The sequence below is a fragment of the Arthrobacter sp. P4_F11 genome (assembly GCF_056401395.1).
On record NZ_JBFUJK010000001.1, the window covers coordinates 19,737 to 33,878 of the forward strand.

Genomic DNA, 14,142 nt, shown 5'->3' on the forward strand with positions numbered 1-14,142 from the left:
TGTCTGAAGCCTGCCCCGGACATGTCCCGACCGGATGGAGACGCGATGTTCGCAAACCGCAGGACCGCGGCGTTGAGCGCTGCAGGCGCCTTGGCCCTTGCCGGGTGTGGTGCCGCACCAGTGTCCCGGGAACGGGCGCCGGCGATAGACCGTGCGGCCGCCGTGACGGCCGGGACGCAAGCCGCCGTCTCCGACGGGACGCAGGCCGCCGTCGTCCGCGGATGGGGCCCAGTGGTGGCGGGGGACGAATTCAACTACGCGGGGTCGCCTGACCCCGCGAAATGGAGGGTCTTCAAAGGACCGGGGCACGCGGGCAAGGGGATCCGGAGTCCGAACGCGATTGCAGTAGGCGGCGGCGTCGTGACCCTCAGCGGCGACGCCGCGGGCACCACCGGCGGCATGTCCGCCAGGTTTTCCCAACAGCGGTACGGCCGCTGGGAGGCCAGGATGAAAATTGGCCAGCGGGATCTGCAATATCACCCTGTCCTGATCCTGTGGCCGAACAACAACATCTCGTCCACGTGCGCCGAGATTGACTACGCCGAGGGGAGCGCCAATACCGCCCAAATCAAGTTCTTCCTGCACTACGCCTGCGGTGGCCCGAACTTCCAGACCACCGCGGCCAAGACGGTCGACACCACACAATGGCACAACTATGCAGTCGAGTGGACCCCCACCGGAATTACCGGCTACCTCGATGGGTCCTTGTGGTTCGTGGACACGAACCCGGCGCATCAGCCCACCGTGGGCATGCACCAAACGGTGCAACTGGACTGGTTTCCCAACGGGACGCCCACCAAACCCAGCCAGATGCAGGTCGACTGGATCCGCGTTTACAAGTAAGCGTTGCGCCTACTCGCCCGAGGCAAATTCCGGCAGCAACGGGCCGCCAGCCTCCGACGCCCCTTCGCGGTGCCCGTCCAAAGCCTTCAACGCCGCAAGGTGCTCCAGCAGGGCCCGTTCCGGATGTCCGGGATGGGCAGCCAGCTGCTGGCGCAGCAGTTCCCGTGCGCGGGCTTGTTCCGGGGCACTGTCGTCGAGGACGGCGTCAATGATTCTGGCGGCCTGATGTCGGATTCCGGCGGCAGATGCGGCATGTTCCGCACCGGATACCAGGTTCTCGGGATCCTGTTCTTCGAGGCGTCCTGGAGTGGACGACGGCTCCACCGACATGGCTGTTCCTTTGGTCATCGTTCCGGCTGAGTCCGGAACCGGCCTGCCGCCTTCCCCCAATCCCGGGCACTGTACCCGGGTCCTAAGACGGGCCACCGTGACAAACCTACAACGACGCCGGGCCGCCAACCCCACACGGAAGCGAAGTTTTCGCCAAGTTTCATGCACAAGACACCGTGCCGCCGCCCGCGGAATGCTAACGGCCGCCGGCGCCACGGGGCGTATCCGCTGCAGCGCTTGTGTTGGTCATCTGCCCGAAAAGACGCGGAAATACTCGCCGGGTAGCCTCGCACCAACGAATCCGTTCGAAAGGTAGTACGCCATGCGTGTTGGACTGATCCGGGTGATGACGACGTCGGACCGACGCCTGCTCCACGCCCACGGGAAACTCCTCCAGGAAGCATTCGGGTTTACCGTCACTTCCCGCTGTATTCCGGACCAGCCGTCCGGCGTCTACGACCAAGCGTCGCTCGCATCTGCGGCACCCAAGGTTGTCCGCCTGGCGAGGGACATGGCGGGGGATGCTGACGCCCTGATTATCAGCTGCGCATCCGACCCCGGGCTCGCCGCCACCCGGGCAGCCGTGGATATTCCGGTCATCGGAGCGGGCTCCGCGGCCGCGGCCGCGGCTCTGACCTTCGGCGGCCGGATTGGAGTTTTGGGACTCGGCGCACACGTACCGGGCCCGATCTCGGATGCACTGGGCGAACGCATGCTGCTCATTGACGGGCAGGGAAGGACCGAAACACCCGACGCCTTCCTCATGCCTGCCGGGATTTTCGACGCCCTCGCCGCGGCCCACATGCTGGTTGACGCCGGCGCCGACATGATCGTCCAGGCCAGCACGGGCCTGAGTAGCATCGGCATGGCGGACGTGCTCCGCCGCCGGCTCGGGGTTCCGGTGATCGACGCCGTGACGGCGGCCGGTTCAATGCTGGTCTCAGCGGTATCCGCCCGGAACTTCAAGGGGTTTGAGTCCTGCCGCCAGTAGCGGCGAGTCCTCGGCCAACACCAAGGCAGCCCCGCGCCGCAGTACGGCGCGGGGCTGCCTGGCGATTTGCCGGTCCTACTTGTATACGCGGACCCAGTCGACCTGCATCTGTGAAGGCTTGGTGGCCGACCCGTCGGGGAACCAGTCCAGCTGCAGTGTCTGGTGCATGCCCACGGAGGGCAGGTGCGCGGGGTTCGTGTCGGAGAAGGTCTTCGCGCCATCGATGTAACCGGTGATGCCGGCCGGGGTCCACTCCACTGCGTAGTTGTGCCACTGGGTGGTGTCGATCGTCTTGGCCACCGTGGTCTGGAAGTTCGGGCCGCCACAGGCATAGTGCAGGAAGAACTTGATCTGTGCGGTGTTGGTGCTGCCCTCGGCGTAGTCGATCTCGGCGCAGTTGGGGGAGGTGTTGTTGTTGGGCCACAGGATCAGCACGGGGTGGTACTCCGGGTCCCGGGCGTTGGTCCGCATGCGCGTCTCCCACTTGCCGTATTTCTGCTGGGCAAATTTGGCCGACATGCCGCCCGTGGTGCCGGCCGAGTCGCCGCTGACCGTGGCCACGCCATTGGCAACCGACCAGGCCTGCGGGCTTCTGACACCCTTGCCGGCATGTCCGGCTCCCTTGAAGACGCTCCACTTGGTGGAGTCGGGGGCGCCGGCCTTGGAGAACTCGTCACCCGCGACAACCGCACCCCAGCCCCGTGCAATGGCGGCCTGGGAACCGTCGCCGGTCGCGGCGACGGCGGCCTGGGCAGCGACGGGCGCCGTTACCGCCGTCGGCGCCGGAGCGGCTGCCGCTTGGGCGCCGGCTGCCGGAGCAACAGGCGCGGCGGCCCGTGCAGGTGCCGCATCGGCTCCGGGAGCCGCAGGTGCACCGGCGGTACCGGTGGCCGGCTTGGGGGCCGAGGGGACCGTCGGCTTCGGCGCTGCGGCCACCGGGGCCGGGGCCTTCGCGGCAGGATGCGCGGCCTGGGTTGCCGCCGGGGACGTGGAGTCCGCAGCAGAATGCGCGGCCCCGGTGGCCGGTGAAACGGCTGCGGCGCCCGTCGTGGGACCGGCGCTGCAGCCGGTCAGGGACAGTGCGCCCAGGCTCAGCGCAATCGCTACTTTGTTCAGCTGTGGTGCCGTGGAGCGTGCCTTCGGCCGTGCATCTTTGAACGTTGATTTATTGAACAGCGGTGTTTTCTTGAACAACGGACCCCTCCGGGCTTTCGTGGCTGGCACGCACAACCGACGCTGCCAGGGCTGCGGATAATGCGGGAAGTTTCATCCGGCCCCTGCCGCAAGGCATGGGCGAGCAGACGCCGAACGGCGCAACGGGGCCCTGCAAAGGGGCGGTCCGGGGCCCTGCATTAGGGCCGGGCCTCGCGGCCAGCGGCCAACGTTACCGGACCGTTACCTCAGCCCGCAAACCTCCCGGATGCGTGACGTTCCGCACGCCGCCTCCGCCCGGGGTGCCGCGCTACGCGCAGCTGGGCTGATATGCCGGGTTGGCCGGGCGGCCGGCCGGCTGACCTAGAGCGTCGGACACGAGACGCTGGGTGACGGGGTCGTTGGGCGCCTGGTCATGGTCAATCACGTCTGTCGGGCACTTGTCCTGGATGGTGATATTGGTGACCTGCTGGGCCGGCCCGGCGAGGAACTGGCTGGGGTAGGGCGTCACCACCTCGTCGTGCGTCGTGGAGATCACCGTGTAGGCCGGACCAGGAACCGTGTCGCCAATGGAGTTGAGCTCGGTGAGGAACGGAGAACCTGCCTGCTGGTCGGCGCAGGCCTGGCAATTCGACCCTCCCACTGAGGTGGCCGGCGGAACGGCGTCCGGTGTCGGCGTGATGAGCCCGCGGGTTCCGTGGTTGGACGGGGCGATGCCCACAAGGTGGTTCACCTTGTCCGCGCCTCCAATGAATCCGAGGTAGTAGCGCGGCATCATGCCGCCCTGGCTGTGGCCCACGAGATCAACTTTCCTGGCACCCGTCGAGGCCAGTACCTTCTCGACAAACGGGGCGAGTTGACGGGCTGAGTCTGCCACCGGGCCCGTGGCGTCGACGCCGTTGGTCGCACCGTAGTTCAGCGCGAAAACGCAGTAGCCCTGGCTCTTTAGCGCCGGCGACATCGTCGCCCAGTTCTTCGCCATGTTTTCGAAGGTTCCCGGCACCAGGACCACCGGGTAGGGGTGGGCTGCCGAGGGCTTGCAGGACCAGTCATTCGCGCCGGGCGGCGAAACGTCAATGGTGTCGGCCTGGGCCGCCGGCACACCCATCAGGGATGCGCCAAGCAGCGCGAAGGTCGCAGCTGCCAGGGTTGCGAGTGCTGCGGGCGTTTTCGGGTATGGCACGGATTACCTCTTCGGTTGGACGCGTCATCTGTGACGGTCTGTGGGAATGGAAGTGAGGTAGGGGATCAGCCCCCGCTGTGATCCGACTCACGTCTCTCAATTCACGCTAGGGAAGGTGCTCCGCGGATCGCTGCGACATGCACGTTTGTGCATGCATTTTTCGACGGCAGTGGTGCCAGTGGGGGTTGCGTGGGGAGACTGCTGCACAGTTGTGCAGGTACGGGGATGCCGCCCGCCGTCGCCTCCGGTCCCCTCACTCTCCGGCCACCTCACTCTCCGGGCGGAAAATCGTAGGAGGCCTGGATCGTCGCCGGCGCGGTGCCGTAGGACAGGACGATCTCGTCGTGCGCCTTGAACGGGAGGTCCCGGATCCCGGCGTCGAACTTCCGGCCGTTCACGTAAACGGTCCAGCCATCCAGCGAACCCCCACCGGTGCCGGGGGCGCCGTTGCCACCGAGGACGCCCCACTCCGTCAGGAGCTGCCCGAGGGTGAAGGCCTGACCGGCGGTGGGGGACTCGATGTGGACCACGCCCGTGGTGTCGTGGGTGTGCAGTGCTGAGATGCCGTTGGCCCTGTGGTCAGCTCCGGCGGTGATGCCGATATTGGCCGCCACCGCGATGGGCTTGCCGTCCTTCAGCACGTCCAGATGTGCGTGATAGTGGTCCACGTTGCCCTCCGCCGTCAGCACCGTGAGGCCGGCCTGGGCGATCCGGCCGGGCGCCCCCGTGATGTCTAAAGCGAAATCAGGAGCCGGCGCCGCGGATGCCGCAGGTGACTCAGGCGACGGTGCGGTAGATGGCGCAGGGGCAGCGCACCCTGCCACCCCCAGCGTCATGACGGAAAGTGCGATGGCGAGTGTCAGCTTGGTGTGCATGGTTGCGTAAACCGCTTTCGATCGGAGGCTTGCCAGTTCAGTCTAGGCAGATGGTCCGGGCCCACCGCCCAGGACGGCTTGGCACCGCGTTTCCGCCGCGAGCCGCGAGGGGAAAGAATGGAAGGGTGAGTGATGCCGGCGAATTCATCGACCTCTCGCTGCAGCGCGAAGCTTCCTGGCGCCGCGCTGAGCAGCTTCAGGCGCGGCTGGAAACGGAGCCGGCGGGCAGCGGCCTCCGGTTCTACGGCACGTCCGTGGGCGCCGTACGCGGCACGGTCCGGGATGCCGGCCGCCGCTATCCCGGGCTGTCCCGCGATGAGGTCACTTTGCTGAGTTCCGAACTGTGGGGCTCCGGGCCCGGAGGCTCCGGCCGGGGGCCTGCGCCGGTTTTCGAGCGCCGGCTGGCCGCCGTGGTCCTGCTCCAGGCCAACGTGACGCTGCTGACCAACTCCGACCTCACCCGGCTGGAGGGCTTCATCCGGCAGGCGCGGGTGCGGGACCTTGTGGATCCGCTCGCCGTCGACGTCGTCGGACCTCTGGTGGACGGACTCGATGTTCTGGCCAGGGTGCGGGCCGACAGCGTGCTGGACCGGTGGGTGCGCGAGCCCGATGCCTGGCTGCGCCGGGCCGCGCTTCTCTCGCCGTTGCTGGCGCTGCGCGCGGGCGCGGGGGACTGGGACAGGTTCGTCCGGCACGCCAACGCGGTGCTCGGCGAGCCGGGCGGGACGTTCGACGCCGACGGCACAGCGGTCCGGGATGCCGTCTCCCGGGTCCTGGCAGAGATGGCAAAGCGGAGGCCGGAGCTGCAATTCACATCCGTTGGATAATAACCCTCCGAACCTTCGCCGCCGGCCCGGCTTTGGTCCAGGCATGTAGACATTCGGACTGTCAGGCCGTCGGACCCCCCGGATCGCCCTGCCCGACGGCGCTGCCGGAATTTCCGGACTTGCCGCCGGCATTTGCCGGGACCGCGAAAGTCCTCGCCGCCCGTGACCCGGCGACGGCGCTCGCGGCTATGGTGACAAGCGCTCCCACCAGCAGGGCCGCGGCCTCGCCTGGGAGCAGGACCTGAAGCTGCGTGCCGATGCTCGCCGCAGCCACCGGTACGCCAAGCTGGGCCGCCGACAACACCCCCAGCGACAGCGGGAGTCCCAGGAAAGCCAGGTCGGCGTGCGCCAGCAGGGCCCCGGCCCCCAGCAACAGGCCGAGGGCCATCATGTCCGGGTGCCCGGCCAGGTCCTTGAGCGTCAGCGATGCACCCAGCCACACGAAGAAGAGCGGACCCAGGAAGCCGTCGCTGAGCGCGAACAGTTGCCGGGCCAGCCGCCGCGGTTCGCCGACCGCAGCCATCACCAGGCCGAAAGAAAAGCCTGCCATCATCACAGACACATTGCTCCACGTCGCGACACCGGCCAGGGTGAAGAGCACGGCCAACTGGATCCGTAGCTCCAGGGCAAACTTGCGGCTTTCCGAGAGCCGGTGCACGCGCCGACGGATTCCCTGGCGCTCCAGCCAGCGCAAGCCGACAAAGAGCACTACCGCGCACCCGGTCACCACGAGGACACCCAGCGCCGCCTGGACTGCGTGGGGCGGATCCACCAGGAGCGGCAACGCCACAATGCAGGCCGTGTCGGCAATTGCCACCTGCGCTGTCATAGCGACGACATCTGGGCCGCCGAGGCGCAGGGAATCGACGATTGGAAGCACCAGGGCGGCCGACGAGGACGCCAGCAGCACGACGTAGAGGGGAGCATGTCCAGTCCCGAACAGCAGACCGATGCCGGTTCCGACCACCACCGCTGCCGCTGCGGCCACCATCGCCCGGCGGGAGCCTTTGCCGAGGGCGCCACGGATGTGCGGATCCCGCACGGGAACGTGGGTGCCTGCCACGAACATCATCAGCGCAAACCCGATATTGGCCAGCAGGGTGAACGTCGGGTCCGCGGGGTCCACCAGGGCCAGGCCTGAGCGCCCGATCGCGATGCCGGCCAGCAGCTCACCCAGCATGACAGGCAGGTGCCAGCGCGCCGGCAGGGCCAGCAGGGGGCCGGCCAGGGCGATGACGGCGATCAGCGCCAGGGACAGGAAGGTCACGGTTCTCGGCGGCCGGCCGGCGCCGGGCCTGACCGCCGTTCCACCACCGCGTAGGCCTTGCCGTCCAGGAAGGCCCAGTCGTTGACAACCATGTACCCGAGCGCGTCCACCCGGTCATTGAGGATGTGCTCGTCGAAACCCCCGTCACGCGGTTCCGCGTCCCATGTGGTCACGTGGACGTCCCCGCCGTCGAGGATCAGCAGCTCGGTGTTGACGTCGAAATCCTCTTGGGGCTGAGTGCTCAACTGGCAGATGGCGACACACTGGCTGTTCATTTTCGGGCCTCCGCTTCCGGTGGTGCTGATGGCATCATCCTATGTTCGGAAACGGCGCCGCCCTATGGGCAAATTGCGGCCCGGCATCATGGCTCCGTTACCTGAATGTGACTTTCGGGTGCGGTTCGCGCTACGGTTGATGAGTGCCTGTTGTCTCCGATACGGGCGCTCCCCAGCCGATTGCCTAACTCTGCCGCGGCCCGGGGGTAACTCGCATCAACGTCCGGCAGAGACGGGGAAACCACTTTTGACCTGCTGATATGCAGGTCTTGGGGTGAAGCCGCACAGTGCCCGCAAACGACGGGCCCGGGAGTGCGGCCGGGTGCCTCCCATCCGAATCCGACAGCTCACCTCGCAGGCATTGGGAGAGGCTACATTTTTCATGACTTCAGTCAATACTTTTGCGCGCCATGCCGCCGTCCTCGCCGCCGCATCCGGCCTGGTCCTGACCAGCGGAATGGCCGCCAACGCCGCCACCGCCCCGGTGCAGCGTGACTCTGCTCCGGCGTCGAACGTCGACGTCACCGGACAGGTCAGTGCCCCCGTCAGTGCCGATTCAAGCGTCAAGATCAGCTTCGAGCGCCCCGCAGTGGATTCTGTTGCCGCGCCGGTCATCGAACAGCCCGTCGCGCCGGCTCCGGCTCCCGCTGCAGCCCCGGCGGCGGCGCCCAAGGCTCCGGCCAAGCCCGTCATCCAGGTGCAGGCCGCTCCGGCAGCAGCTCCGGCAGCAGCGCCGGCCGCGGCGCCCGCGGGCGGACGCAACGCCATCATGCTCTCGGCCGCCTACAGCCAGGTGGGCATCACCCAGGACTGCACTGCCATGGTGGAAAAGGCCCTTGGCGCCGCGGGTAAGCCCGTTGGCGACATCGGTCCCCGCGCGTTCCTTGGCCTTGGAACCGTTGTAGCGACGCCGCAGCCCGGTGACATGGTGGTCCAGTCCGGCCACGTCGGCATCTACGCCGGCAACGGCCAGGTGGTCAGTGGCGGCATGAACGGCAAGAACCAGACCATGGTCCACCCGCTGTCCTGGCTCACCGCGACCGGCGGCGTGACGTTCGTCCGCGCCTAAGCCGCACGGCCCCGACCCGGGGCCAGGCAGTCCGGAAAGACCGGCGGTCGAGTTCCCTTGGGGGCAACTCGACCGCCGGTCTTTCCTGTCTCCGCATTCGGGGGTCCGGGATCCCGATGGCATAGCTTTCCCCGGCGCAGGGTCCTCAGGGATTCCCGCTGCCCATGAGCGGAAGCGTCAATTTCATGACGGTTCCTTCGCCGCCCGTCGCGGCCACCTCGACGGTGCCCCCGGCCGCGACGGCAATCTCCCGGACCAGGGCCAGGCCGATGCCAAAGCTCCGCTGTCCCTGTGAGGTGCCGGTGCCGGCCGTCCGCACGAACCGGTCAAAGATCCGGGCCTGATCGACGCCGGTGATTCCGGTCCCGGAGTCCGCCACCGTGATCACGGCGCGCTTCTGTTCGATTGAGGTCGTGATGGACACGCGGCCGCCCGGAGGCGTGTGGGCCAGCGCGTTGTCCGCCAGGGCCAGCACGGCACGCCGCAGCGCACTCTTCTCGATCCGGGCCAGCGGCCGGGCAGCGGCATGGAATTCCAGGCGCACCTGCCGCTGCTCTGCCACCTGCTGGAGGCTGCCGGCGACGCTGGCGGCAGCGTCGGCGAGGTCGGCAGGGGGCGCGGAGCGGTCCGGGGCCTCCGCGGTTGCCGCGAGGAGCAGTTCGTTGACAATCCCTGTCAGCGTCGCGGCGTCCTCCCGGATCCGGGCCAGGTCGTGGCTTTGCCTGGAGCCGGGCACAGTGTTGCGCTGGGCCAGCTGGATCCTGGTGTCCAGGATGGTCAATGGCGTGCGCAATTCGTGGCTGGCGTCCTGGACGAAACGCCGCTCCCTTGCCAGGGCATCACTGAGGGGACGAATCGCGCTGCGCGCGCTGAGCCACCCGACGATGCCGGCCAGCAGGATCCCCGCTACCCCGGCGATGATCATGGCTTCGAGGACATCCTTGGAATCCAGGTAGGTGTAGGCCGTCCCGGCCGTCGCCGAGCCCGGCACTTCAGGATGGGCCAGTTGGTTCGTGAGGTACAGCGCCGTGGCGGCGAGCAGCCCGAGAACCATGACCGCGCACGCAGCACTGATCCGCACCGCGACCTTGAGGGAAGCCTTGCGCAGGATGGAGTGGTCCGGATTTCCGCCGGCCGGCCAGCCGTCACTCATGGGCTTCGCCGATCTGGTATCCGAGGCCGTGCACCGTGCGGATCACGGCTTTGGAGATCTTCCGGCGCAGGTGATGAACATAGGTATCGATCACGCCGGGCTGTTCCGAGGCGTGGAAGCACGCCGCGAGGAGCTCATCCCGGGTGAAGACGCGGTCCGGTTCCGCGGCAAGGGCTGCCAGCAGCTGGCCTTCCTTTGCGGTCAGTGACACCGTTTGCCCGTAGACGGAACGGACGGAGCGCTGCGTTGGATCCAGTTCCCAGTCCCCGATCGCCACCGGTGCCGGGGCCGGGGGAGTGAAAGTCCGCGTCAGTGCGCGCAGGCGTGCTGCCAGTTCGCCGGCGTCGAACGGCTTGGTCACGTAATCGTTGGCGCCGGCGTCCAGGCCCCTGACTTTTTCGTCGGCATCGCCCAACGCGGTCAGGATCAGGATGGGCGTGGCAATGCCTTTCGACCGCAAAGCCGTGATGAGGGCGATGCCGTCCATGGCGGGCAGCCCGCGGTCCACCACCATGACGTCCCAGCTCCCGGTCAGCCCCTGGTGGAGGCCGTCGCGGCCGTTGGTGACCAACTGGACCCGGTAGTCCGGGTCCAGGAGCTCGGCGATGAGCGGTCCCAGGACGGCGTCGTCCTCGACGAGCAGCAGGGACGGAAGGTCAGCGGAGGTCATGTCAGCTATTCTTCCGCGGCCATTTCCTCAGTCCGCAGTCCGGCCCCGGGTTCTTCCGCCGTGTCGCCGGCGGCTTTGTCTGCGACTGCGCCTGCGCCGCGGGAGTTCCGACGGCGTTTGATGAGCTGCACCACCCCCGGCACGACGGAGACGAGCACCATGGCCACGACGATGGCGTCGATGTTCCTGGCGATGATGTCAAAATGCCCCAGCCAGGTGCCAAGCATCGTCACGGAGGCCGCCCATGCGACGGCGCCAGTGATATTCCACAGGGTGAAGGATTTGTAGTCATAGCGCGCGGTCCCGGCGGTCAGCGGAGCAAACGTCCGGACCATGGGGACGAAGCGGGCCAGCACGACGGCGGCCCCGCCGTGGCGGCGGAAGAAGTCCTCCGTGGTGGTCAGGTGCGCTGTCTTCAGGATCCGGGCGTCGTCCTTGAACCATCGCCGGCCAAGTTTCCGTCCGAGCATGTAGCCGACCTGGTCCCCGGCGACCGCGGCCGCGGTGACGACGCCGATCAGCACAGGCAACGTCAGTTGCAGCTGCTGGTGCAGAAGTCCTGCGGTGAACAACAGGGAGTCGCCGGGCAGGAAGGGAAAGAGCACGCCCGATTCGATGAAGACCATCACGGCGATCACACCCAGTGCGGCCGGGCCCAACCCGGCGAGCAGGCTTGCCGGGTCCAGCAGGGACAATGTTCCGGCGGCGTGGACGGCCGGAAGGGAGGCAAAAACGTCCAGGACGGGCATTCTCATTTCTCCTCGGCGCCCAGCGGCCGGCTGCCCGAACGGGCCCGGATCCGCGCCGCTATCCGTGGCGCGAGAAGGTTCCACAGTCCCGCGAGCAGGACCACGGCTGCGCTCGAGGCCAGGAACGACGCCGCGACATCCGTGGGGTAGTGGACGCCGATGTACAGCCGTGACCAGGCTACGACGAGGGCCATCACCGCCGCCGCGACGGCCGTGACCTTGGCCCAGCGGGTTCCACTGGCCAGGAAGTACACTGCCAATCCCAGTGCCACAGCAAAGGACACGTGGCCGCTCGGGAAGCTGTTGGAACCCGTTTCCGGAGCCAGGGGATCGAACAGCAGGGCAGGGCTGGGCCGCTGGCGGGCCACGAGGAGCTTGAAGAATTCACTTGCCACCCAGCCGGATGATGCCACGAGGCCGAAGGCAATCGCCTTGGCCAGGCCGCCGCGGAACAGCCAGATGTACAGCGCCGCGGCGCCGATCAGCGCGAGGCCCGCCACCGGGCCAAACACGACATTCAGCGCCATCGCGACGGCGGTCAGGGCGGCGGCGTGGTGCTGGCTCAGGTCCTGATCGACCCCGAGCTCGGCGGCGCTGAAGCCGGGTGTCAGCTGCGCCGCCAGGCCCAATGCCACGACGGCGGCCGACAGCAGGACGCCCAGCACTAACCAGTGGCGGACCTGGGGGAGGGCCCACAGCCGGGGACCCGCGGCGGGGCGCACGGCGTCGGGACGGCTTGGTGCTCCACTTCGGCTGAGTGCTCCAGCACCGCCCAGCGGCGCATCGCTCTTAACAGGGGCAGGTCCAGTCATGGGATCCTCCGGCTCGGGACAAGGGCGCCCGGACAGGCGACGACTCCCACTCTTCCGCCAGCCCGTTAAGAAACGCTTAAGAAAGTGTCGCGGCGCCGGCCGAGGGGCTACGTCTGGATGATCCGTGCCGGCTACGCGGCGTAGCGCAACAGCGCCACCCCGTTGCCGAAGGCGCGCGTCTCCAGCAGCCGGAGCTGGGCTATGCTGTCCGCAGCCTTGAACAGGGGGCGGCCCCGTCCGATCAGGACCGGATGGACATACAGCCAGTATTCGTCGATCAGCCCGAGCCGCCGGAAGGTGTCGGCCAGTTCTGCCCCGCCCAGGGCCAGGTCCCCGCCCGGCTGCTCTTTCAGGGCCAGCACTTCTTCCGGCACCACCTCCCGGACCACGGTGGTGTTCCAGGCCGCAGATGTCAGCGTCCGGGAATACACGATCTTGGGCATGTCCCGCCAAATCCGGGCGAACTCGGCCGTCACTGCGCCGGCGGCCGGGTCCTGGTCCGCGGTGGGCCAGAACCCTTCCATCAGCTCGTACGTGACGCGGCCGTCGAGGAAGGCACCCATGGTGCTGAGCTGCTGGTTGAAATGGCGGTGCAGCTCGTCGTCGACCATGTGCCAGCTGATGTCCCGGTCCGGGCCCTCGAAGAATCCGTCGAGGGACACCTGCATGGCCAGGATGATTTTGCGCATCGCCGCTCCTTACGTTTTCACCAGCGTACGCCGCTGCTTCGGATGGCAGACCCACTTTTTCCCGGAGCCGTGCCCTTGCGCGGGAAGCCGCCAGGGGGAAGAATGCTGGAAGTCTATGGCCCCACCGCGGTCAGTCACCTTCGGGGAAGAATGATGCCTGCGAACGATTCGAACAACAGCACGGGGCCGGTCCCGAAGCCGGCGCCGCGCCACTACCGCTCCGGCGGGCACCGGGTCAACGACGGTTCCCGGCCCGGTCCGCGGTCCCTCGCCCGGCGTGAGGGGAGGGCCCGGCGACAGTATCTGACGGCGGCCGCCGTCGCACTGGCCCTTGTGGCTGCCGGCGTCTATGCAGGCGTCCAGGCGGCGCTACCCGTTGACCCGCCGGCCGCTGCAGCGACGCCGACGGCGCCGGTCACGGATGCCGGCCGGACCGTTCCGCCGGCATCTGACCTGCCCGCAACTGCTTCGCCCGCGGCCGGCGCCGTCTCGGCGGCCGCGGGGAAGCCCGCTGAGGTCCCCGCCGTGCCTGCCGTCGCGGTCCCGGCCATTGACCCGGAACTGGACAGCCAGATCAACGGGATCATCACGGCCAACAGTGCCTATGCCCTGGGGGTGTCCTTGATCGATGTCTCCGACGGCGTGGTCCACGGCTACGGGATCCAGGACAAGTTTGTTGCCGCCAGCACGGCAAAAATTCTGGCCGCGTCGGCGTATTACCACCTCGTTGAGACCGGCCGCGCCTCGCTGACCGCCCCCATGGGCAACTCGACGGCCGGCACCCAGATCCGCCGGATGGTCCAGCAGAGCAACAACGACTCGTGGGCGCTGATCCTGCGGGCGGTCGGCGCGCGGGGCATCACGGATTACGCCGCCTCGATCGGGATATCCTACGACCGCACGGTCAACCTGCTGACGCCCGCAGAAATGGCCAGGACCCTCCAGTTGCTCTACACGGGACAGCTGCTCGATGCCCGCAACACCGCCCAGCTCTTGTCCTATATGCAGAACACCAACTTTGAGACACTGATCCCGCCGGCGGTTCCGCCCGGGGTAGGGGTTCACCACAAGTATGGGCTGCTGTTCGGAAACCTGCATGACGCGGCCGTCCTGGACAAGGACGGCCGGGCCTTCGTGTTCGTCGTGTACACCCGCGGCAGGAATTACTCCGATATGGGCCCCCGCACCCAGATCATTCAGCAGCTCACCCGGACCGTGACCGCCGCCCTGTTCTGATGTTTGAGGTTCTGAGGCCGG

General features: G+C 67.8%; 16 protein-coding genes and 1 riboswitch. Of the genes, 5 read left to right on the top strand and 11 right to left on the bottom strand.

Features of this window, described 5'->3' with window-relative positions:
* Positions 1 to 45 precede the first annotated feature (45 nt).
* Complete coding sequence (locus AC1DRO_RS00095) at positions 46 to 843, top strand: glycoside hydrolase family 16 protein (RefSeq protein ID WP_476949336.1); 798 nt, start codon at positions 46 to 48, stop codon at positions 841 to 843.
* Between the two features lie 9 nt (positions 844 to 852).
* On the opposite strand, the gene AC1DRO_RS00100 is transcribed toward AC1DRO_RS00095, so the two are convergent.
* Entirely contained in the window at positions 853 to 1,173 is a 321-nt protein-coding gene (locus tag AC1DRO_RS00100) for a hypothetical protein (protein WP_476949337.1), read from the bottom strand.
* A gap of 322 nt (positions 1,174 to 1,495) precedes the next feature.
* Between AC1DRO_RS00100 and AC1DRO_RS00105 the strand changes: the two genes are divergently transcribed.
* The gene (locus tag AC1DRO_RS00105) at positions 1,496 to 2,164 is read left to right on the top strand and encodes an aspartate/glutamate racemase family protein (RefSeq protein WP_476949338.1); all 669 of its coding nucleotides are present in this window, start codon (positions 1,496 to 1,498) and stop codon (positions 2,162 to 2,164) included.
* Between the two features lie 75 nt (positions 2,165 to 2,239).
* Here the strand turns inward: AC1DRO_RS00105 and AC1DRO_RS00110 are convergent, their stop codons facing one another.
* The 3 genes from AC1DRO_RS00110 to AC1DRO_RS00120 all read right to left on the bottom strand — a co-directional run bounded on the left by AC1DRO_RS00110 (position 2,240) and on the right by AC1DRO_RS00120 (position 5,374).
* The gene (locus AC1DRO_RS00110; protein ID WP_476949339.1) at positions 2,240 to 3,358 is read right to left on the bottom strand and encodes a glycoside hydrolase family 16 protein; all 1,119 of its coding nucleotides are present in this window, start codon (positions 3,356 to 3,358) and stop codon (positions 2,240 to 2,242) included.
* Between the two features lie 268 nt (positions 3,359 to 3,626).
* On the bottom strand, positions 3,627 to 4,424 hold the full coding sequence (locus tag AC1DRO_RS00115) for an esterase/lipase family protein (protein ID WP_476949756.1): 798 nt from the start codon (positions 4,422 to 4,424) through the stop codon (positions 3,627 to 3,629).
* Positions 4,425 to 4,768: 344 nt separating this feature from the next.
* On the bottom strand, positions 4,769 to 5,374 hold the full coding sequence (locus AC1DRO_RS00120) for a hypothetical protein (RefSeq protein ID WP_476949340.1): 606 nt from the start codon (positions 5,372 to 5,374) through the stop codon (positions 4,769 to 4,771).
* A 125-nt stretch (positions 5,375 to 5,499) separates the two neighbouring features.
* On the opposite strand from AC1DRO_RS00120, the gene AC1DRO_RS00125 reads away from it, so the two are divergent.
* A complete protein-coding gene (locus tag AC1DRO_RS00125) occupies positions 5,500 to 6,201 on the top strand; it encodes a DNA alkylation repair protein (protein ID WP_476949341.1) in 702 nt (233 codons plus the stop codon).
* 61 nt (positions 6,202 to 6,262) lie between these two features.
* Here AC1DRO_RS00125 and AC1DRO_RS00130 read toward each other — a convergent pair whose 3' ends face one another.
* On the bottom strand, positions 6,263 to 7,468 hold the full coding sequence (locus tag AC1DRO_RS00130; protein ID WP_028276162.1) for a cation:proton antiporter: 1,206 nt from the start codon (positions 7,466 to 7,468) through the stop codon (positions 6,263 to 6,265).
* Entirely contained in the window at positions 7,465 to 7,743 is a 279-nt protein-coding gene (locus AC1DRO_RS00135) for a hypothetical protein (RefSeq protein ID WP_476949342.1), read from the bottom strand. The genes AC1DRO_RS00130 and AC1DRO_RS00135 overlap by 4 nt, the downstream gene beginning before the upstream one ends.
* Positions 7,744 to 7,914: 171 nt before the next feature.
* Positions 7,915 to 8,118, top strand: a riboswitch (cyclic di-AMP (ydaO/yuaA leader).
* Positions 8,119 to 8,125: 7 nt separating this feature from the next.
* On the opposite strand from AC1DRO_RS00135, the gene AC1DRO_RS00140 reads away from it, so the two are divergent.
* Complete coding sequence (locus tag AC1DRO_RS00140) at positions 8,126 to 8,812, top strand: hypothetical protein (protein ID WP_476850047.1); 687 nt, start codon at positions 8,126 to 8,128, stop codon at positions 8,810 to 8,812.
* A 145-nt stretch (positions 8,813 to 8,957) separates the two neighbouring features.
* On the opposite strand, the gene AC1DRO_RS00145 is transcribed toward AC1DRO_RS00140, so the two are convergent.
* The 5 genes from AC1DRO_RS00145 to AC1DRO_RS00165 form a co-directional block, all read right to left on the bottom strand.
* The gene (locus tag AC1DRO_RS00145) at positions 8,958 to 9,965 is read right to left on the bottom strand and encodes a sensor histidine kinase (protein WP_476949343.1); all 1,008 of its coding nucleotides are present in this window, start codon (positions 9,963 to 9,965) and stop codon (positions 8,958 to 8,960) included.
* Positions 9,958 to 10,635, bottom strand: coding sequence for a response regulator transcription factor (locus tag AC1DRO_RS00150; protein ID WP_243177304.1), 678 nt, complete (start codon positions 10,633 to 10,635; stop codon positions 9,958 to 9,960). Before AC1DRO_RS00150 ends, AC1DRO_RS00145 begins: the two co-directional genes overlap by 8 nt.
* 5 nt (positions 10,636 to 10,640) lie before the next feature.
* Entirely contained in the window at positions 10,641 to 11,384 is a 744-nt protein-coding gene (locus tag AC1DRO_RS00155) for a DedA family protein (protein WP_476949757.1), read from the bottom strand.
* A gap of 2 nt (positions 11,385 to 11,386) precedes the next feature.
* Positions 11,387 to 12,196 carry a phosphatase PAP2 family protein gene (locus tag AC1DRO_RS00160; protein WP_476949344.1) on the bottom strand — a complete coding sequence of 270 codons (810 nt, stop codon included), beginning with the start codon at positions 12,194 to 12,196 and terminating at the stop codon, positions 11,387 to 11,389.
* A 131-nt stretch (positions 12,197 to 12,327) separates the two neighbouring features.
* Positions 12,328 to 12,885, bottom strand: coding sequence for a dihydrofolate reductase family protein (locus tag AC1DRO_RS00165; RefSeq protein WP_476949345.1), 558 nt, complete (start codon positions 12,883 to 12,885; stop codon positions 12,328 to 12,330).
* A 150-nt stretch (positions 12,886 to 13,035) separates the two neighbouring features.
* Here AC1DRO_RS00165 and AC1DRO_RS00170 point away from each other — a divergent pair, with 150 nt between their 5' ends.
* A complete protein-coding gene (locus AC1DRO_RS00170; protein WP_476949346.1) occupies positions 13,036 to 14,121 on the top strand; it encodes a serine hydrolase in 1,086 nt (361 codons plus the stop codon).
* The last annotated feature ends 21 nt before the right edge of the window (positions 14,122 to 14,142 follow it).